This window comes from Patescibacteria group bacterium (genome assembly GCA_041661505.1).
Classification (GTDB): Bacteria; Patescibacteriota; Patescibacteriia; order Patescibacteriales; family JBAZCA01; genus JBAZCA01.
This window is the reverse complement of the sequence record JBAZUF010000003.1, coordinates 1-19,144: the sequence shown is the minus strand read 5'-3', so window position 1 is coordinate 19,144 and position 19,144 is coordinate 1. Positions and strand designations below refer to the sequence as shown.

The 19,144-nt window shown below is 44.7% G+C and carries 14 protein-coding genes and 2 rRNA genes; 1 reads left to right on the top strand and 15 read right to left on the bottom strand.

Translation table 11 applies throughout. The features are described 5' to 3' along the window. Positions 1–14: 14 nt before the first annotated feature. The 3 genes from WC715_03605 to WC715_03595 form a co-directional block, all read right to left on the bottom strand. Positions 15–2,621, bottom strand: a complete 2,607-nt coding sequence (locus WC715_03605) for a DNA translocase FtsK 4TM domain-containing protein (GenBank protein ID MFA6171503.1) — start codon at positions 2,619–2,621, stop codon at positions 15–17. A gap of 213 nt (positions 2,622–2,834) precedes the next feature. Beyond that, a complete protein-coding gene (acpP, locus tag WC715_03600; GenBank protein ID MFA6171502.1) occupies positions 2,835–3,080 on the bottom strand; it encodes an acyl carrier protein in 246 nt (81 codons plus the stop codon). Between the two features lie 247 nt (positions 3,081–3,327). Then, positions 3,328–6,474, bottom strand: a complete 3,147-nt coding sequence (locus tag WC715_03595; GenBank protein MFA6171501.1) for a lamin tail domain-containing protein — start codon at positions 6,472–6,474, stop codon at positions 3,328–3,330. Positions 6,475–6,700: 226 nt separating this feature from the next. On the opposite strand from WC715_03595, the gene WC715_03590 reads away from it, so the two are divergent. Then, on the top strand, positions 6,701–7,807 hold the full coding sequence (locus WC715_03590) for a metallophosphoesterase (GenBank protein MFA6171500.1): 1,107 nt from the start codon (positions 6,701–6,703) through the stop codon (positions 7,805–7,807). On the opposite strand, the gene WC715_03585 is transcribed toward WC715_03590, so the two are convergent. From WC715_03585 to WC715_03530, 12 genes are all read right to left on the bottom strand, one after another. Next, on the bottom strand, positions 7,804–9,087 hold the full coding sequence (locus WC715_03585; GenBank protein MFA6171499.1) for an endonuclease Q family protein: 1,284 nt from the start codon (positions 9,085–9,087) through the stop codon (positions 7,804–7,806). The genes WC715_03590 and WC715_03585 overlap by 4 nt on opposite strands. Before the next feature lie 28 nt (positions 9,088–9,115). Continuing rightward, on the bottom strand, positions 9,116–9,622 hold the full coding sequence (locus WC715_03580) for a hypothetical protein (GenBank protein MFA6171498.1): 507 nt from the start codon (positions 9,620–9,622) through the stop codon (positions 9,116–9,118). Between the two features lie 100 nt (positions 9,623–9,722). Continuing rightward, positions 9,723–10,421 carry a sugar phosphate nucleotidyltransferase gene (locus tag WC715_03575; protein MFA6171497.1) on the bottom strand — a complete coding sequence of 233 codons (699 nt, stop codon included), beginning with the start codon at positions 10,419–10,421 and terminating at the stop codon, positions 9,723–9,725. A 120-nt stretch (positions 10,422–10,541) separates the two neighbouring features. Next, complete coding sequence (locus tag WC715_03570; GenBank protein MFA6171496.1) at positions 10,542–10,874, bottom strand: GNAT family N-acetyltransferase; 333 nt, start codon at positions 10,872–10,874, stop codon at positions 10,542–10,544. 33 nt (positions 10,875–10,907) lie between these two features. Further along, positions 10,908–12,248: a phosphoglucosamine mutase gene (glmM, locus tag WC715_03565; protein ID MFA6171495.1), complete on the bottom strand. Its 1,341-nt coding sequence runs from the start codon at positions 12,246–12,248 to the stop codon at positions 10,908–10,910. 77 nt (positions 12,249–12,325) lie between these two features. Beyond that, entirely contained in the window at positions 12,326–12,505 is a 180-nt protein-coding gene (locus tag WC715_03560) for a ferredoxin (GenBank protein MFA6171494.1), read from the bottom strand. A 50-nt stretch (positions 12,506–12,555) separates the two neighbouring features. Further along, the gene (gene glmS, locus WC715_03555; protein MFA6171493.1) at positions 12,556–14,424 is read right to left on the bottom strand and encodes a glutamine--fructose-6-phosphate transaminase (isomerizing); all 1,869 of its coding nucleotides are present in this window, start codon (positions 14,422–14,424) and stop codon (positions 12,556–12,558) included. Positions 14,425–14,461: 37 nt separating this feature from the next. Next, positions 14,462–15,217: a sugar phosphate nucleotidyltransferase gene (locus tag WC715_03550; GenBank protein MFA6171492.1), complete on the bottom strand. Its 756-nt coding sequence runs from the start codon at positions 15,215–15,217 to the stop codon at positions 14,462–14,464. A 26-nt stretch (positions 15,218–15,243) separates the two neighbouring features. Beyond that, the gene (locus WC715_03545) at positions 15,244–15,990 is read right to left on the bottom strand and encodes a helix-turn-helix domain-containing protein (GenBank protein MFA6171491.1); all 747 of its coding nucleotides are present in this window, start codon (positions 15,988–15,990) and stop codon (positions 15,244–15,246) included. Positions 15,991–16,112: 122 nt separating this feature from the next. Continuing rightward, complete coding sequence (locus WC715_03540; protein MFA6171490.1) at positions 16,113–16,400, bottom strand: hypothetical protein; 288 nt, start codon at positions 16,398–16,400, stop codon at positions 16,113–16,115. Positions 16,401–16,671: 271 nt separating this feature from the next. Continuing rightward, positions 16,672–16,786: ribosomal RNA gene (rrf, locus tag WC715_03535) — 5S ribosomal RNA — on the bottom strand. A gap of 78 nt (positions 16,787–16,864) precedes the next feature. Next, a 23S ribosomal RNA gene (locus tag WC715_03530) occupies positions 16,865–19,144 on the bottom strand; the annotation flags it as partial.

The window sequence follows — 19,144 nt, the reverse complement described above, 5'->3', positions numbered from 1 at the left end:
GCCTTAGCAATATACTATTTGGCAAAATACATGCCATCATCCTCGTCATCATCGCTTGATGGCGGGCCATTCTCAAGGTTAGAGGGCGCAGGCCCTTCCACTTTAACCGCCGTTTCCCTCTTAACCGCTTTGGAATTTTTGGATATTTTTTCCAAAACATCTTCTTCCTCCTCATCATCTTCATGTAAATCATCAACTTCTTTTATCTGTTCTTCGGAATAATGCATTTTTTTACCGGGCTTGCCGCTCGGCGTTTTATTATTCGCATCGTTCGCCTCATCCGAATCTTCTTCGTCATATTCGTCTTCATTCTCGGAAGCTCCATCATCCTCACCATCCTCGTCCCCGCCAGGCAGATATGCATCCGGAGCCTGGGCTTCATCCCGGTTGTGGAGTGAAACGCCTGACACTCCCTGGTTTATCAAACCTTCATACTGGTCTTTGGAAACTAAAATCTCTCTTGGCTTTGAGCCGTTAGCCGGACCAACTACTCCGGCTTCTTCCAGCATGTCAATTAATTTGGCCGCCCGGGAATAACCGACCGAAAGCCTCCTTTGCAAAAGCGAAGTTGAGGCCCGGCCCATATTAATTACTATCTCTTTAGCTTCTTCCAATAGCGAATCATCATCCGAAGATCCTGAATCATAACCGGCCGCGCCCATTCCTTTTACTTTTTGTCTTTCAGTTATTCCGTCAATATAGTTGGCCTCCCCGCCGTTTTCTTTTATATACCGGACGATCCTTTTTATTTCATGGTCGGATACGAACGCTCCCTGGATGCGCTTGGGCTTTGAGAGTTCGGCGGTGATAAATAGCATATCCCCGGACCCTAATAGTTTTTCCGCGCCCAAAGAATCCAAAATTGTCCTTGAGTCGACGCTCGATGCTACCGAAAACGCGACGCGAGCCGGCATATTGGCTTTGATTAGTCCAGTAATAACGTCAACGCTCGGCCTTTGCGTCGCTAAAACCAGGTGGATGCCGACTGCCCGGGCCATCTGGGCCAAGCGGATTACCGCCCCTTCAACTTCGCGGGCTGAAGCCACCATCAAATCCGCCAATTCGTCGATAATGAAAATAATGTAGGGCATTTTTTCCATTCCAGCTTTTCCGTTTGATTTTCCGTTGCCGGCGGCGGTTTCGTTATAGGATTGAATATTTCTTTTCCCGCATTTGGACAGGATGTCAAAACGCCGGTCCATTTCGTTTAAACACCATTTTAAGGCATTAATGGTTTTATCTACGTCAGTGATTACCGGCGTTAAGAGATGCGAGATTCCATTATAGATCGGCAACTCGACTCTTTTAGGATCGACCATGATGAAACGGAGATCATCCGGACTATTTTGGTATAGAAGGCTTACAATAATCGAATTCAAGCATACTGACTTTCCGGAATTGGTAGCGCCGGCAACTAAAAGATGGGGCATTTTAGCAATATCATAAACCCAAGGCTTGCCCGACACGTCTTTTCCCAAGGAGATATAGATGTTTGATTTACGGCCTTTAAATTCCTTGCTTTCGAGAACTTGGCGCAGTCCGACAATGGCTTTGGTTTGATTTGGCACTTCGACGCCAACCAAAGATTTTCCCGGTATCGGCGCCTCAATTCTTATCGGATGGGCGGCTAAAGCCAAAGCCAGGTCATTACCCAAAGTAGTGATTTTAGAAAGCTTAATTCCCTCGGCCGGCTTAAAAGTATATTGGGTAACCGTCGGCCCGACCGATATTTCGCCCATCGCTACTTCAATCCCGAAATTTTTTAACGTCCGCTCGATAGTTTCGGCATTAAATTTTATGTCGCCCGCCGTCGGCTTGGATATTTTATCCGATAAAAGTCCTAAAGGCAGATCAATTTTTACGTGGCTCGGCTTCCAGGTCTTCTCCTCTTCTTTTTTCTTCGGTTCACCGGCCGGAAAAATTTTTCTTGAACTAAACTCTGAAGCCGTTACCGCTTCTGATTCGTCGATCGGTTCTTCCGATTCCTCCTCGCCCTCGTCTTCTGGCGCGTCTTCGCCTTTTGCCTTTCTCCTTAAGACAAAAGCTATGGCCTTATTAAAAGCCGCTCCGATTTTAGCAAATATACTTTCTGAACCAACGAGCGAAGCTAGAGTCGTATCAAAAAGAAGGAGCAGGGAAATAGCAATCAGGCACAAAACTAAAATTATTGACGCCCAAAGCCCAAGCACCTTAACCAGCCCCCCGGCCAGGAAATAGCCCAAGTATCCTCCTCCCCGGCCTTCATCCAGAGCGAATTTCCACTCGCTTTCGGAAACAAAAAACTGGAACATGGCTTGGATGGAGATTATAAATATAAAAAGTCCAAGGTAATTCGAGCCGCGGATGTAGTATTTTTCCGAAGCATACAAGAGGTAGCCTAAACCGAGCAAGGCTATGGGCAAAATGAATTTTCCCCAGCCAAAAACATAAGTAAGGCCTTTGGCATAATAAATTCCCAGGCTCCCGGCCAGGTCAAAAAGACTCAAAAGGCCGATGGCGCCCAAAGCCAGGACAATGATAATATAAATACCCCTTTTGGTTGCCGGATCAAGGTCCATTGACGGCAAAATAGGGGTATAAAGGCGGCTAATCAGTTTTTTCTTTCTTCCGCGCCTGGCCATAATTAAAATACAGCTTATTAGTTAGCTCAAATTAATTATATCATCAATCTGACTCAAAAAAAAGGGACCTATCGCGAGGAGGGAGAAAGCGACAGGTCCGGGTTGTGTGCCGCGCCCTAAGACGGGCGGGAGGGCGAGGCACGTTAGGCGCCGAGGGGGCGGCGCACAGATGAGGTGTCTGCTGGTTGCCATTGATAGAGTTCAGCGGCTTTTTCAGGCCGCTAATCTCTTTTCCAGGTAGTCAAAGATGTCCTGGACGTAACGGATTTTCTCCGCATCGTCGTCCGGAATTTCAGTATCGAAGGCCTCTTCCAGGGCCATTACGAGTTCCACGACATCAAGCGAATCAGCCCCAAGGTCATCCACTATGCTTGCCTCCGGGGTGACAATTTCCTTATCGACCCCGAGCTGGTTAGCGATGATGTCAACGATCCTTTCCCGTTCGGAAAAAAAATCCATTTCGTTATCCTTTCGTCTTCGAAAAAATTCAATTCAATCTTGGGCATAACGTATGCCCAAGGCTATTGTCTATCCCCTGTTGTTTAAAGATCTTACTTTTCCTCCTTTCAATTTTGGACTTATAGAGCGCAATAGCCGACTATTAAGTCGGCTATTGTTTTTGCCTTAGCTAGCATTATGCTTTAAATTAGAAAAAAAATCAATGTCTTGTATCTGTCCAGCTAATAGTTCGACAGTTAACATTCTCTCACTGCTTTCTTGCCAATTTTACGAGCCACGCGACAAGCCCGGCGATTAGAGCGCCGGCAATCATTAAAATATATTTAAATTGCTCCAGCTTCCGGTCTCGGCTGGCTAGCTCCCACTCGCTCCCAGGAGGGATTTCCCCGACTACCTCTACTCCCGATCCGTCAGCCGCGCTATTTTCGATTTTTATAATATCGCTTTGGTACCGGGGAAAAACTTTTGTCCCGGATTCGGTCCGATTAAGGATTCCGGTCAATTCAATCTGGTCCCCTTCTTTTATAGCCGCCAGTTTAATTCCGGTTCCCTTTTTTACATAACCGATTACTTCGCCGTTGCCGTCGTCAATATAAAAAGTCGAGCCGCTCTTTTTTGTGATTTCACCGGAAATTTTTATAAGCTGGCCGGAAGGCTCGTCTCCGATTTGGGTTGAACTTATCTCTGCCACTGTGGCAGTTTTTCCATGGCTTAAAACCGCCAAATCATCTTTCGCCGAAGTTTTTATTCTTTTTTCGCCGGCGGATTCGGATATTTCGCCGGAAACTTCAATTAGATCCCCCAGGCGCAACCCGGGAAATTCTTTTTTATAATTGTAAACCTGGATGGCGCCGATTTTTGCCGTATTTGCCTCCTGGGCCCGCGCCTTCTTAATTAACTCCGGGATTCTTTTTTGTCCGCTAGCCGCGACATCCGGACTGCCGGACTTTTCTTCTTCGACAATATAAAAAAATTGAGCGCCCAGAATTCCCGGAGGGACGGCTACCACCCCCCGAGTTTTTATTCTTTCGCCGACATCGGCTTGGGCCGCCTTTTTTAATTCCAAAAAATTATAATCTTTTGACGGCGGAATTTTTACGCCTTTCACGCTTCCCGCGATCCCCAAATTCTTGTCTTTAATTTGCGCGACCGAAATAACATTTTTCTTTCCCGGGGTTGCCCTGGTTGTCCAAAACCATTTGCCGTTTTCGCCCCGGGCGTAGGAGCCCCCTTCAAGAACATTATCATAAGAAACTTCTTCAATTAGTTTTTCCGAATCATTAAACAACCGGACTTTGTCCGCGTCATTATTTAGGGCCAATCCGCTTTCCACCCGCTTCAAAGAAAAAAATCCGTCCGGCTCAATCCAAAAATCGTCTTTAAACTGGTAACGGCCAGTCGCGCTTGCGTCGCGGACAATCCAGTTTAATAGATTGGCCCGCTCTCCTCCATCATTCCAAAATTCGATAAATTCTCCCTCTGAATCATCCCCTGCCGGGTTGGGAAAAATTTCATTTATTTTAACGCCGGTAAGGCTGGTTTGGTTTTCGGATAAAGTTATCGGTATTTTTTCTTCGGCTATTTTTTCTTCTTTATTTACCACCTTAACCACCCTTTCTTTAGTCGAAGTCGCTTTCCCGTCAGAAACCGAAAGCTTAACCCTGAAGCTTCCGGCCTTAAGGTAAGCGTGCTCGGGGCCGGCTAAAATATTTTTTTCTCCATCCCCGAAATCCCAAAGAAATTTTAGCTGGTCATCATCCGCATCAATCGTATCCGAACTGTCGAATTTCATCGGCAAGCCGGTATAGATATTTTTCGGCAAATTAAAATCGACCAAAGGGGGTGAATTATATTTTTTTATTATATTCTCTTTTCCCGGCGTCATTATTTCTGACCAGGCCCAGTTTTTATCCTTCAAATCATAGCTATAGCTCCCGCCTTCAATGGCCTTTTCGTATTTTACCGTCCTGCAAGCCGTTTCTTTTTGCGGCTCATAAATCTTCAAGCTGTCCGAATCGTTGTTTAAGGCGATTTTTCCAAGGTTCCTTTTAAGAATATAATACGCGCCAGGCTGGATTATATTTTTTTCCGCGTCCGCCTTGAAAACATAGCTATTTTTGCCTTCATCTTCAATCCGCCAGCCAGCCAAATCAATCACCTTATCGCTTGCGTTAAAAATTTCAATAAATTCTTCGGCGTCTTCGCCAACCGGGTCAGGTAAAATTTCCGTAATTAATAGATTGGCGCACAAACTGCCGGTTCCCGAAATCCCGCCCTCTTCCGGATGTTCAATAATATTACTTGTTCCTTTAGTAATCTTTTTTGTTGTTTCAAAATCATTTAAGTTATTAAAAGAATTGAAGCCGTCAATTTTTCTCGCTATCGAATAGGGATCACCGGCCGCTGGCGCGTTATTATCCTTGTCGCCGTCATTCCAATCCCCATAAGCGGCCTGGTCGATTAAATTGCCGTCCTGGTCGCGCAAAATTACTATATCTCCCTTGTTGTTTAAATTCCCTTTGGGCTTTTCAATTACCAAATATTTATCCTTTCCTTCGCTTGATATTTTTCCCTCCAGGGCGGTTTTAGCGCCGCTTCCGTCTTCTATGGTCCAGCCGCCCAAATCCCGCTCCCGGGATGTGGTGTTATATAATTCCACCCACTCGTCCCCGTCTTCCGGATCGCTTACCAATTCGTTAATGACCACATCGCCCAGCCGGACTGTATCCGGGAGAGGAGCTCCGGCAGTTCCTTGATTTGGGCTGGCCGGAGTGCTGGTCGCGGTGTCGTTTGTTGGGTCGTCAGAATCGGCTACTGGCGGCGGCGGATTTTCAGCTGGCGGCTGGCCATTTGAATTATCAATACAGCTATTTTTAGCCTTTGGCGTTCCGCCCGCGGCCAGGCTGGTTTCCCAGGCGGCCTGGTCTTTTCGCTCCATGGTTTTTCTCGTACTTGATTCACCGGCCGGCCAGCCTGAAGAAGCGTCAATCCTGTCAACAATGCTTCCGCTGGCATCTTTTAATTCAAGGGTTTCCCCGCCGTCCCCCAGTAATCCGCTGTAAATCTGATCCGCCAGCAGATTCGGCAGAGTGCCGTCATCAGTTCGCTCCAACAAAAAATAGCCGCCTGGGGCTATCTTCCCGTTTAATTTAATTTTCGGCCGTTTAGACAGGCTGGTTATCGCTTCCAATGTCCAGCCGGATAAATCTATTTCCTGGCCGGTAGTATTTTTCAATTCCATCCACTCGTCGTCCGAGGTGCTGGATCCGGTCCCCATCCAGGCAATTTCGTTTATAAAAATATCCGGCGACGGCGTTTCGGCCTTAGCCATTAAAGAAAAAAGAGATAAAACAAAAAATAAAATTGTTAATATGAGTTCCCTCCGATAGCTCATGCACAAATTTTATCATAATTTGTTAAAAGAGAAAACTGGCAGAAAAAATTAGTACCTGAACATTAACATAACCCCAACCTCCACATCTATCCAAAAATCCTTCGTAATTTTTGAGCCTGGAGAGCGCGGATTGTGTTTTACATGCATCCTTAGTAGACTATAAGCAACCTATCTTTTTAAAATCTTAATGGAGAAAGGCTAATCTGAAATTAATTAGGCAATATTTATGATGACGGCCATAATTATCTTAACCCTGTTTTCCTTAGTGCTTTTCGGCGGGCATTTTTTCGTCGGCTTCTCTTTTATTAAATTCTTCGGCATTAGTTCGGACTCGCATCAAATCTTCGTTTACGCCGCACTCTTCATTTTATCTATCAGTTTTATCGCCCTATCGGCAATCCTGCACTGGAAAAATGGCGCATTTTTAAACAGTCTTTATTATATCTCGGCCTTTTGGATTGGCCTGGCTCTTTACTTGTTTTTGGCGGTTATTTTAGGCTGGCTTGTGATATTCGCGTCCCGGCAAGCTGGCGTAGGAATAAACACCTTTGCCTTGGGAACAATTCTTACAGTCTTATCATTAGTAATCGCAATTTACGGCGCTTGGAACGCAACCGACCTCAAGCTTAAAACCATAAGTGTTGAAATACCGGGCTTGCCCGCGGAATGGAAAGGAAAAACCGCCATCCAGATTTCCGATACCCATTTAGGAGCTATAAACGGTGCGGCGTTTTTAGAAAAAATCGTGAAAATCGCAAACGAACAAAAGCCGGATCTTATTTTTATAACCGGCGATCTTTTTGACGGCTCAACCCGTAATTTTGATGAGCTGGCAAAACCTTTAAACGGCTTGCATGCGCCATGGGGAATCTATTTTGTAACCGGCAACCATGAATCTTATTCCGGTTTGAGCCAAGTCGAAGAAGCGCTTTCAAAGACTCCGGTTAAAATCTTAAATGACGAGTCGGTCGAAGTAAGCGGGGTGCAATTAATCGGCATCGCCTACCCGGCCGAAGGTTTAATTAAAGAAATGGCGCCAATCTTTGCTTCATTAAAAAACAGCGGCCCCTCAATCCTTCTTTATCATGACCCAATGCCCCGCTATCTCGGAGAAATAAAAAAAGCCGGAGTTAGCCTTATGCTGTCCGGCCATACTCACGGCGGCCAAGTTTTTCCGGCCAATATCATTACCCGCCTTATCTACAAGGGCATGGATTATGGCTTGCGTAAGGATGGAAACTTCTCTCTTTACACTTCATCCGGCGCCGGCACTTGGGGTCCGCCGCTTCGAATTTTTACCCAGGCGGAAATAGTGAAAATTATCTTCGATTAAAACATTTTTCCCTGCCGGGTTTTCGGCCTTTCGCCTTCGCCAAAAATTTTTACAACCCCGTATTCTCCGTCGTATCCGGGCTCAATCTTCAATTCGCCGGCGCGCACCCGCCTTATCCCTTCGGCAATTTCAGCTCTGGTAAATTTTTTTATTTCTTCAATCGGCAGGTCAAGCAGTATCTTTACTTCTGTTCCGCCGGCCGCTATCATGTTTTTGTATTCCTCCTGCACTTTTACCGAACTTCGTGACTTTATTCCAAGGCTTTCGGCGATAATTTTGTCGAGCTCAACCAGTTTTATGAACGGCGCCGCTCCTTTCGGCTTAAAGCCTTCCGGCCGGTCAGCCAATTGGTCAACCCGATACAAAACGCCGATAGTCAAAGGCTTTTTACAAACCGGGCAAATGCCTTTATTTTTTTTCGTTTCCGCCGGCGTAAAGCGGGTGTTATGTTCGCGATGGCCATCGTAGTGATACATGCCTTCTTCTGGGTAAAACTCGATTGTTCCTTTCCATTTTGCCAGATCCTTCTTCTTAATCGCTTCGTAAATCTCGCCATAGCTTAAATCATCCGACTCCATAATGTTGGCTTCGCGGGCAAGATTCGGCAGGCTGTGGGCGTCCGAATTGGAAATGATCGTCAGTTTATCCAGAGCCGAAAGCCGCCAGTTCATTTCCGGGTCGCTTGATAATCCGGTTTCCAGCCCGTAAATATGTTCGATTTGTTCATGAAAACATTCTTCCATCGAATCAAAGCCGGATTTGGAGCCAAAAACCGAGAACCAGGGCGTCCAAATATGGGCCGGATAAATTAAAAACATGGGATCAATCGAAAGGCAAAGCTTCACAAGATCCGGAGCTTTCATTCCGAGAATCGGCCGTCCGTCCGCTTTTAAGTTATATCCGCTTTTTTCCAGGTGCGAATTCAATTTTTCCACAGCTTCGATATTGGGCGCGTGAAGAACAACATGAATCCGGCGGGCTTTTCCGCCGTCTTTATAAATCAAGGAGAGCTCGGTCGATAAAATGAATTTTACTTTTTCGTCATCGGCCGTCTTCAATTTATACAGAGTGCCGTCCGGCATATTGCGCCCAGCCATTCCACTGCACGGCTCCAATTGATTTTTAATGTCCAAAAACCATTTCGGATGGGTAAAATCTCCAGTGGCGATTACGTCAATTCCCTTTGTCCTGCAGGCGGCGCCAATATTTTCCAATGTCAAATTTTTCGAGCAAGCCCGGGAATATTTAGAATGGATGTGCAAATCTAAAATTTTTCTCATAATCGTCTAAATTACATCTTCAATGTATTTATCCAAACCATTTTAAATATTCTCCTAATTTCATGCCTCTTTGTTTCTCCCCGGCATCTGCATTAATCCATTTGCCATCCACCCTGACTACCAGATACTGGTGAGGGACGAAATTTACGGGAATATGCTTTCTCCGGATGTCTTCGTCTTTGAAAAAACCGCTTTTCACTAAAAAAATACGGAGTAAAAAATTAGTCTGCGTGCAAGGCATAAACCCGGGACTGGCCCAGACTTTTTCCAGGGGAAAAAATAGATAGTGGAATTTAAAAAACGTGTTGAATCGCTCCGAGCGATAACGAGAACCTAAATAATCATAAGCTAGTTCTAAAAATTGCGCGCCGTTTTCAGCTTTCTCCTTCATTTCAGAAATTATTTCATCCATCCCCGACGGAAGCTTTTCGGGAATGCGAACATCGCCCGAACCCAGGTGGGGAATAAAAAAACGGGTAATTCCAAAGGCTAAAATAGCGTAAATAGTGAGATAGATTAGAATTGATCCGGCCATGGCTTAACTTTATCACCCCTTACTTTTCATGGCAATAATAAAGAAGTTGAGTTTCCAGCGCGCGGGAGATATAGCCTTTAGGACTGGCCGCCTCCAAAAATCAGCAAGAACCATCTTTGGATAATCCGTTCTTTAAAATCTTTTCCGCCCTCTTTAGTTCAGACAGCTCTTTGATTGAAAGATAATATTCCGAGCGCAAAACCGGAATGGGAAAATGGCGGGCGGCCAGAGCCAAGGTGCCGGAAAGGCTCAAGCAATTTTTTTCTTTTGAGGCGGGCGCGTAGTTAAAAAAGGCTCTCGTCAGAACGCCGAGCCCGGTGCTCATAAGGGATTTGTTTTTAGCGTGGATTCCGGAGATAACGCCTTTTAAATATCCATTTGTGTCTAAAATGATCCTTTCCCCTTCTGTTTTGCCTTTAACCTCCCGCGCCAAAAGGCACTGGTCATAATTAAGGCAGTGATCCAGATCTTTCTTCGCAAAAATGCCATCAGTCGGGACGACTAAAAAACGGTTTGCCAAAACCTCCTTGCAGGCTTGCAAGGCTTCCGCCGCCCCAGAAAATTTTTTTTGCTTAACGTAAACAATCCTCCTTTGATTATAGGAGCCGCCGCAGTAGCCAATGATTTGATCGCCAAAATTCCCGACCGTAATAATGATCTCGGAAATCCGATCGGGAAGCTGGGTTAAGGCGTGCTCAATAATTTTTTTTGTGCCGATCCGTATTAACGATTTTGGCACATGGTCAGTAATCGGCTTTAAATCAAAGCAGGGGTCCGAAGCTAAAATAACCGCTTGCATAAGTCTAAAGACTCTAACAATAGATTATTAAGCCGCAATTAACCAACAAAAAAACCGGACTTTTGCCGGAATTTGTCAGCGTGTTTTCCATTCTGCCCGCAAAACAGCGGCTCAATTCACCTAAAAAACCATCCTAAAATTTTTCCCCCAATCTTTAAAACCTATTTTTTCGTATAACACATGCACTTTCGGCCGGTCATAGCGGCTGGTGGCGAACAGTTTATAGCATTTTTTTTCTTTGGCCGTTTCAATAACTTTATTAACCAGCTCGGTCCCGATTCCCTGGCCTCTTAAACTCTCATCAACATAAACATCTTCCATATAGCCAAAAGGCTCTTTGTGCAGGCCGTTCTTCATTAAATAAAGATACGCCCGGGCGACTTCTTTTCCGTCCGCGCCACATGCGAAAAATTTAATCCCTTCGGCGCCGATTTCTTTTTTATTTATTTCCATATGCTTGGCTAATCCTATGATGCAATTCATCGCCTAATTTAATTCTCTCTCGATTACTTTGGCGATTTTATCCGAGTATCCCTTAACCTCGTTTTCGTTCTCGCCTTCAATCATAATCCGGCATAAGCTTTCCGTCCCCGAATAACGGACAACCACCCGGCCATTATCCCCGAAATGTTCTTCCGCCTCTTTAATCACTTTATCAATTTCCTCTACGGTTGACAATTCCGGCTTTGATTTAACTTTGGCGTTTATTAATATTTTCGGGTAAAAGACAATGCCTTCTCCCAAACAGGACAAAGATTTTTTAAAATAGCCCATAGCTTCGGCCAATTTTAATCCGCAGAATATCCCGTCGCCCGAGGAAAGAAAATTCCGAAAGATTATGTGCCCGGATTCTTCGCCGCCCAAAACTGCCCCGATTTCCTTCATTTTCTCAAATACCCGCTGGTCGCCTACGCCGGTATAAACATGCTTAACCCCCATTTTTTTTATAGCATTGGCAAAACCAAGATTGCTCATCACCGTGCTTACTACGGCGCTTCCCAACTCGCCTTTCTCTTTAAGCATTTTGGCAAAAATATATATAAGCTCGTCGCCGTTTAATATCCTGCCTTTCTCATCTGACGCGATAACCCTGTCTCCGTCGCCGTCGAAAGCCAAGCCCAGGTGCGCTTTATTTTTTAGGACTTCTTCAGCCATTTTTTCCGGAAACTGGGATCCGCAATTACTGTTTATGTTTTTCCCATCCGGCTGGTTAAAACAGGCGATAACTTCCGCGCCGATTTTTTTAAATACCTGCGGGGCAATCTCGCAAGCCGCCCCCTCGGCGCAGTCTAAAACGATTTTTAACCCCTTTAAAGTAAAATTTTTCGGCAGAGCGCTTAAAAGCCCAGACTCATATTTTTTTAAAGCCTCCTCCATCTTGCGGGCTCCGGCATATCTTCTTTCGCCCTTGCTTTGCCCGCCATGCGCGTCGATCAATTCTTCAATTATTTCTTCTTCTTTATCATTTAATTTATCCCCTTCCGAATTAAAAAACTTGAAGCCATTATAAGTGCAGTCGTTATGGGAAGCGGAAATCACCAAACCCAGGCTAAAATCGCCGGCCTTGGTCAAAAATGCCGTTCCCGGGGTAGGAATAATGCCGGCTAAAACCGCCTCTCCGCCCGAAAGGCTAATACCGTCAACCACAGCCTGGGAAAGCAACGCCCCTGATTCCCGGGTATCCCTTCCGATTAATACTTTTGGCTTTTTTCCCTGCTGCCGGCAAAATTCAACCATTGCCTTTCCGAGCCGCATCCCCATTTCTTCGCTCATGGCATACTCCCCCGCCTTTCCTCTTATTCCGTCTGTCCCAAAATATTTTTTCATAATTATATGGGCGGCCCCTCGTCTTCGGGGCAAACTAGTAACGTTAAAAAGATGTATTTTATGGCAATTGTAGATTTTTATTCTTCGATAGTTATGGCTCCGGTTGGGCAAGCTTCTACCGCGCCGTTTAGCCCATCGGCCGGAGCATCTTTGATTACCATGGCTAAATCTTCCTCATCAAGTTTAAAGCATTCCGGGCAAAGCCGTTCACAGGCGCCGCACTTTATACAGTTATCCCTGTCGATTTTTATTGGCATAGTTTGTTTTTATAATAAATATTTATCTATTTCATTTTTATAGAATGAGATTATTCAACAGTTACGCTCTTAGCCAGATTTCTCGGACGGTCAACGTCGCATCCCCGGATAATCGCCATATGGTAGGCAAAAAGCTGGGCTGGAATTACCGACAAAATTGGCGTGAGCATTTCCAGAGTTTTGGGAATGTAAATCACATCATCCGCCAGGCCTTCGAGCTTGCCATTGCCTTCAGTCGTTACAGCGATTATTTTTCCGCCCCGGGCTTTTATCTCTTCCATATTGGATACATTTTTTTCATAAACCGAATCCCGGGGAGCGAAAAAGAAGCTGGGGAAATCCGCGTCAATAAGAGCGATTGGTCCGTGCTTCATTTCTCCGGAAGCAAAGCCTTCGGCGTGGATATAGGAAATTTCTTTCAATTTTATAGCCGCTTCATTCGCTACCGGGTGGTTGTATTTTCTTCCTAAGAACGCGAAATTATCACATTTCGAATATTTCTTTGCGATCGCTTTTATCTGGTCGCTTAAAGCCAATACTTTATTTATCTTTTCCGGCAAAGCCTGGAGTTCCTGAATAATTCTTTGGCCGGTAACTAAAGACATATCCCTTTGCCGGCCAAGAAGTACGGTCATCAAAGCCAAGACAGCCAATTCGGAAGTGAAAGCCTTGGTTGAAGCAACCGCGATTTCCGGCCCGATGTGGTTATATATTCCAGCGTCGGTAACGCGGGCAATAGTTGACCCAACAACATTTACGATTCCCAAAGTAAGCGCTCCTTTTTCTTTTCCTTCGCGGATAGCCGCTAAAGTGTCTGCCGTTTCTCCTGATTGGCTTATGGCTAAAAGAGCGGTTTTTTCGTTAATTATCGGTTTTCGGTAGCGGAACTCCGAAGCATAATCCACTTCGGTTGGAATGCCGGCGTATTCTTCAAACATGTATTCGCCGATTAGCCCGGCCTGGCGGGCGGTTCCGCAGGCAACGATCATAATCCGGTCAATGTGCCGGATCCTTTCAACCGACGCTTCCAGTCCGCCCAACTTCGCCTTCCCCTCTTCCAATACAAATCTTCCGCGGATCGAGTTCTTAACCGCTTCGGCCTGCTCAAAAATTTCTTTTAGCATGAAATGCGGATAACCTTGCTTTTCCGCCTGATCGACATTCCACTCGACCTGGCTGATATTCTTATCAACCTCTTTTCTCTCGGCATTAAATATCTTTAGCCCGGTCCCGTTAATTTCCGCGATTTCTCCTTCGTCCAGGTAAATAACTTCCTTGGTGTACCGGAGGATAACTGAAACGTCAGAAGCGAAAATGGTTTCGCCCTCGCCTAACCCGATAACTAAAGGCGACCCCAGCCGGGCGGCCAGAAGCTTCTTAGGCTCTCTTTTGTCCATAACCACCAATCCGTAGGTTCCTTTCAAAAGTTTTAACGCGCTCATCAGGGTCTCGGTTATATTTCCGTTATAGAGGTCTTCCAAAAGATGGGCGATAACTTCGGTATCGGTTTCGGAAACAAATTTATGGCCCTTCTTTTCCAGATTCTTCTTTAATTGCTGGTAATTTTCGATTATGCCGTTATGAACCACCCAGATATTTTCCTTGCAATCAGTATGGGGGTGGGCATTCCGCTCGGCCGGCACGCCGTGCGTCGCCCAGCGCGTATGGCCAATGCCGACATGGACGTGCGGAGCCCGGCCTTCCTTAGAGTGCTGACAGGTTAATATTTCTTTGTCGCCATTTATTTTTTCTTCCAGTTCTTTAATTTTTCCTACGGCTTTAGAGCTGAATACTTTTCCGTTTTCGCCGATAATAGCGACGCCGGCCGAATCATATCCCCGGTACTCAAGTTTTTTTAGACCGCTTAATATTATGGGCAAAGCTTCCGATTTGCCGTAATAGCCGATTATTCCGCACATAAAATAAATTTATTTTTTGAATTTTTATCCTGGTTGTTTATATTTTAGCTATCTCCGTCTTTCGCCGATCCGCCTCTTTTAGCTGTTCCGGCGTATTGATTCCGAACCATTCCGAAGGGTTATCCATAGCCATAGCGTCAAATTTTGCTTTAAGCTTCGCGGCCTCGTCAATAAACGACGGCAAACCGTATTCATTTAGATTCAAAATCGGTTTTAGATCGGGGAAAACATTCCGGAACCATTCTCTTTTAAAACAATATATCCCGCTGCTTACTTCATTAGTGTCCGCAACGCCGGCAGTTAAATTTTCCTTTTCAATAACCGCTCTCAATTTTCCGATTTTATCTCTCGCCACTCTTCCTAATAGCGACGGGTCGCCAACCTCGCAGGTCAAAAGCGTCAAATCATTTTTGGAATCAAGATGAAAGCTAACAAATTTTTCCAGGGTTTCAAATTTCAAAAAAGCTGAATCATCGCCGTTTAATACCAAAAAATTTTTTACATTCTCCCTTAACGCTTCTTCCCCTGTATGCGCCGCATGAGCCGTTCCCAGTTGTTCTTCTTGCATTGCATAAATATACCCCGGCCCTAATTTTTCTTTCACCTTTTCAGCCTGGAGTCCTACTACCAAACAAATATTTTCTTTCGGTACTCCGCCCTTTTCTAATGTTTCGAGAATATAGCTTACCATTGGCCACCCGCCGATTTCTAAAAGAACTTTAGGCTTATCAGTGCACCCCAGCCTTTTTCCCTGCCCGGCGGCTAAAATAATTATCCCAAAATCCTCGAACATAATTGATAATTGAACATTGCCAATTGTTAATTGATATTCATTCTTTCCCAAAGCTCGAAAAATAAAATTCTCTGCGTTTCATAAACCATCCGGTTCTCGATAATTACGCCTACCGGATTTCCGTTCATGTCCCTTGAGATATAAGCGCATTTGCCGGCATAAATAATGATAAAAGTGGCGGCGTCTTCAGAAGTCTTAAGCCAGCGGCGTTCATCCAAACCGTGCATATTTCCGCCTTGGGCCAAAGATATTGCCTTTACGAATATTTTTCTTTTTATCCTTTCTCTCGTATATTCGGGAAAGGCTTTATTTATCGCTTCACTGGCTTTGGTGGATGAATAAACATAATATTCTTTTTCCTTCGCCTCTCCCATAGTTTCCAAAACGTCTTCCAGAATTGATTTTACCCCTTCTTTTCCTTCGTAGAACTTCGTTACCGGCCGGTCGCCTTCCTTTTCTTTCAAAGACTTAAGCTCCGGAATTATCTCTTTTATTTTCTTTTTAGCTTCATGCAGCCTATCCTCCTTGTTATTTAGCAATTTTAGCAGTTTTTCCGGATCTTCGGCGACGAACTTTTGCTTGGTATCCTGGTGGTAATAGCTAACGAGCCCGAGCTCTTGCAATTGTTTTAAAATATCATAAGCTGTTCCCCGATTCAAGCCGGTCAGTTCTGATAACACGCGGACAGACAAAGCTCCCTGCTCTAAAAGCTTCAAATAAATTTTGATCTCTTTATCCGAGAGATCAAGCTTTTTTAAAATGGTTAAATCCATAATATCTATTCCCCTTTATTATAGGAATAATTATACACCCGCTTCAATGCACATTCCAGATAAGAATATGAATTCAAGTGGGGCGGGGAAAGGCAGTCGCTCTTTCCCCTTTGGTTGTTGGCTTACCCATGACTGCCCTCTCTTTTTTTCAAGAGGTCGGCTTCTTTCTTCCTTCTGAGGAGATCCACAACTGCCGCTTGGCAGTCTTTGCAGCTGTGGTAGTGCATGACCATATGCACCTTTGAGGCGCTTGGAGGCACTCCCCGGTTGACGCAGCATAGCGTGTAGGCGCTGATTATAGCCCCGTACTTCTCGGAAATCCCGGGGAATCTTTTAAAAAGCGCATCAAGCCTCTTTATTCTAGGCTCTGGGTTCAAGCCCATAACATACGCCGTTTCCGTCGCATCCATAATGTTTCCTTTCGTCAAGGGTAATTTCTTAAGGACATTTTATTGTCCTCGGAAAAGAACAGATTGAAAAAGCTCAATTAACTATATTATACACCAGCCAAAATATCTGTCAACTATTTTCCTGCAAAATTGTATATCTTTCATTATTTTATATAATATTAGCCTAATTTATCTTAGCAAACTGTCATGCTTAAACTCTACATTATAAATAGTTATCCACAATAAAAAAACACCCTGCTTAAAGCAGAGTGCGTTTATCTAAATTCCATTATCCTGGCGCTGGCCTACTCTTCCAGGGGTAATCCCCAAGTACCATCGGCGATGAAAGGCTTAACTTCTGTGTTCGGGATGGGAACAGGTGTGGCCCTTTCTCTTGAAGCACCAAGATGATGGAATCTAGAATTTATTACAAACCAAATTATAGAAACAATTTTGCCGAATCTGTATTGTACAGAAACAAAAGTGTGGGAAAATCTGATGGAATATTAGTACTCCTCGGCTCAACGCATTGCTGCGCTTACACCTAGAGCCTATCAAGGCGATAGTCTCTCGCCTTCCTGTGAAATCTAATCTTGAAGACGGCTTCGCGCTTAGATGCTTTCAGCGCTTATCCAAACCGAAGGTAGCTACCCAGCAATGCGCCTGGTGGCGCAGCTGGCACACTAGAGCTTCGTCCTTCCCGGTCCTCTCGTACTAGGGAAGGGCCTTCTCAAATTTCCACGATCATAGTGGATAGGAGACCGACCTGTCTTACGACGGTCTGAACCCAGTTCGCGTGCCGCTTTAATGGGCGAACAGCCCAACCCTTGGGAGCTTCTCCACCCCCAGGATGCGACGAACCGACATCGAGGTGCCGAACCTGGTCGTCGATGTGGACTCTTGGACCAGACTAGCCTGTTATCCCCGGAGTAGCTTTTATCCGATGAGCTTCCACCATCCTATATTGAATGGTCGGATCACTAAGTTCCGCTTTCGCGACTGCTCGACTTGTGGGTCTTGCAGTAAAGCTGGCTTGAGGCTTTGCCCTATCTCCCGGGTTTCCATTCCGGGATAGCCAACCTTTGTAAACGCCTCCGTTACTCTTTAGGAGGCATCCGCCCCAGACAAACTACCCGCCAAGCACTGTTCCCTGACCGGATTCACGGCCAAAGGTTAGAATTAAGAATATCCAAGGGCGGTATCTCACTGGTGACCATGCCTTGCGGCATGATCTCCCGCCTATTCTGAACATGAATAGTCCTAATCCAATACTAAGCTGTAGTAAAGCTTCACGGGGTCTTTTCGTCCAGCTACGATTAACGAGCATCTTTACTCGTCTTGCAATTTCACCGAGTACTTCGTTGAGACAGTGCCCAAGTTGTTATGCCATTCGTGCAGGTCGGAACTTCATTTGATGATTTTTCATCATGATGCTTGTTTTTACTCCTGAACAATTTTTCAGGACTCCATGTCGCCATGGAGATCGGACTATATCATCTCCGCCTGTTTGGGAGCTTGGCGTATAGTCTCTGAGGATTTCCCATGCTTTGAGATCTTTCCTGCTGATTGTCCGCACTTTTTCGGTTACCCAAAAAAGATACATCGGAGTTTCCAGCATATGGCCAAGTTTTACACTTAATATTTTATTTCCTAAGTGCTATACATCATCTGTATATTCGGGCAAGTAATACCGCTTTTGCGATACCGACCTGTTTGTCTACCCGACAAGGAATTTCGCTAATCTCTTTTCCTTAGTAATTAATAATTGCTAAGTCCACTTTCGTGGCTGCATATCGCTATGCAGATAGAACTCTATCTTCTCCGCGCTCTTGCGGAGTCTGACGTTTGGTTTCTGAGGATTCTAATGATTTCGGCTCTTGATCTCTTATGATTCATTTGTTCACAATTTAGAGCTATTTTTATTGCCCCGTCTCTAGTTAAATGCTTGCCATCTTTTATCATGTTCATGCATTTAACAAATAGTTCAAAGTCGTTCTTTTTTGATGTTCTTAATCCATATCTCTGGAAGAAAGGGATAATTACATTGAGCAGATCTTCTCTTTTGCAGACCGAATATCTGTATAAATGTTCCTTATGATTATCATAACGTCGATTTATATAGACTCCGCCCACCTTAAAAAATTTATGCAATCCCTTTAGGATTTCAACGCTCTTTTCACCTTGAACTACTGCGAATTCATGGGCAATCTGAAAACCAGTTTTGTAGCCTCTTCTTATTCTTGTTTTTTCTTTTCTTTCGGGTTGCTTGACAAAATTTATTGAAAAGCATCCTTCACCATCTACAAAACCAATTATCCAACCGATTGTCATTAGTCTTTCCTGCTGATTGTCTGCACGAGACGCATTTTCACTTTTTGGCATATTCGACAAGTAATAGTTATACCTTGTCATTATATCATAAAAGTAACGCTCGATACTACAGGGTTTTACCCACAGAGTTTCCAGCATATAGTCAGATATTTATTAGGACAATTCTATATTTCTATAGAACCAGGCAGCGAATTTTTTATAACGGTCCCAGTCCTTGCATAATCTTAGTTTTTGGCTAAAATTACACAACCTTAGGACCGTTATAGTTACGGCCGGCGTTCATCCGCGCTTCAGTTCGAGGCTACCTCCGATAAATCGGTATCACCCCTCGCCTTAACGTTCGGACACTGGCCAGGCATCACCCCCTATACATCCTCTTTCGAGTTAGCAGGGAGCTGTGTTTTTGTTAAACAGTCACTTGGGCTCTTTAGCTG

What these genes read in the sequence shown, in the direction of transcription:
- acpP (MFA6171502.1), bottom strand. Translation starts at nt 3,080, where the DNA reads ATGGATTTTTTTTCCGAACGGGAAAGGATCGTTGACATCATCGCTAAC.
- WC715_03605 (MFA6171503.1), bottom strand. Translation starts at nt 2,621, where the DNA reads ATGGCCAGGCGCGGAAGAAAGAAAAAACTGATTAGCCGCCTTTATACC.
- WC715_03580 (MFA6171498.1), bottom strand. Translation starts at nt 9,622, where the DNA reads ATGGCCGGATCAATTCTAATCTATCTCACTATTTACGCTATTTTAGCC.
- WC715_03595 (MFA6171501.1), bottom strand. Translation starts at nt 6,474, where the DNA reads ATGAGCTATCGGAGGGAACTCATATTAACAATTTTATTTTTTGTTTTA.
- WC715_03570 (MFA6171496.1), bottom strand. Translation starts at nt 10,874, where the DNA reads ATGGAAATAAATAAAAAAGAAATCGGCGCCGAAGGGATTAAATTTTTC.
- WC715_03550 (MFA6171492.1), bottom strand. Translation starts at nt 15,217, where the DNA reads ATGTTCGAGGATTTTGGGATAATTATTTTAGCCGCCGGGCAGGGAAAA.
- glmS (MFA6171493.1), bottom strand. Translation starts at nt 14,424, where the DNA reads ATGTGCGGAATAATCGGCTATTACGGCAAATCGGAAGCTTTGCCCATA.
- WC715_03545 (MFA6171491.1), bottom strand. Translation starts at nt 15,990, where the DNA reads ATGGATTTAACCATTTTAAAAAAGCTTGATCTCTCGGATAAAGAGATC.
- WC715_03575 (MFA6171497.1), bottom strand. Translation starts at nt 10,421, where the DNA reads ATGCAAGCGGTTATTTTAGCTTCGGACCCCTGCTTTGATTTAAAGCCG.
- WC715_03590 (MFA6171500.1), top strand. Translation starts at nt 6,701, where the DNA reads ATGATGACGGCCATAATTATCTTAACCCTGTTTTCCTTAGTGCTTTTC.
- WC715_03540 (MFA6171490.1), bottom strand. Translation starts at nt 16,400, where the DNA reads ATGGATGCGACGGAAACGGCGTATGTTATGGGCTTGAACCCAGAGCCT.
- WC715_03585 (MFA6171499.1), bottom strand. Translation starts at nt 9,087, where the DNA reads ATGAGAAAAATTTTAGATTTGCACATCCATTCTAAATATTCCCGGGCT.
- glmM (MFA6171495.1), bottom strand. Translation starts at nt 12,248, where the DNA reads ATGAAAAAATATTTTGGGACAGACGGAATAAGAGGAAAGGCGGGGGAG.
- WC715_03560 (MFA6171494.1), bottom strand. Translation starts at nt 12,505, where the DNA reads ATGCCAATAAAAATCGACAGGGATAACTGTATAAAGTGCGGCGCCTGT.